1 protein-coding gene is annotated in these 420 nt (G+C 41.7%); it reads right to left on the bottom strand.

What is annotated here, in order from left to right; all coding sequences use genetic code 11:
* Positions 1-138: 138 nt before the first annotated feature.
* Positions 139-225, bottom strand: a complete 87-nt coding sequence (locus CHH91_RS21515; protein ID WP_222869330.1) for a putative holin-like toxin — start codon at positions 223-225, stop codon at positions 139-141.
* Positions 226-420 lie beyond the last annotated feature (195 nt).

Genomic DNA, 420 nt, shown 5'->3' on the forward strand with positions numbered 1-420 from the left:
ATACTGATCATAAGAAATGAGTAAAGTAAAAAGACTGAAGGTGCCATCACACCTTCAGTCAAACAATAGCTCGGTTCCCTGCAAGGGGGATCGGCCGATGGAGGAATAATCCACCTGAGCCTCTAACTCAAGGGTGGATTATTTTTTATGGTTGTGAAATGACAGCATTGCAACGATCAGAAGCCCGAACGTCAACATAAGGGAAATTCCTTCAAATACTGTCATACAGCAACACCCCCTTTCATGGGAGTGTGCCGACCACCCTTGAGTAACCGTTATGCTATTGTTCTTCAATTATAGCATGTTCCCTTGCCATTAGTCTCTATTGTTCATAGATTCTTTTAGATACTGTCAGTTAAACATGTTGCATTGAATGGGGTTACCTTTACTATCCAAGTTTCTATCTGTAACGGCAATCGA

The sequence above is a fragment of the Virgibacillus sp. 7505 genome (assembly GCF_002272135.1).
Taxonomy (GTDB): Bacteria; Bacillota; Bacilli; order Bacillales; family Amphibacillaceae; genus Terribacillus.

Coding starts and splice junctions, on each gene's coding strand:
- CHH91_RS21515 (WP_222869330.1), bottom strand. CDS start 225: ATGACAGTATTTGAAGGAATTTCCCTTATGTTGACGTTCGGGCTTCTG.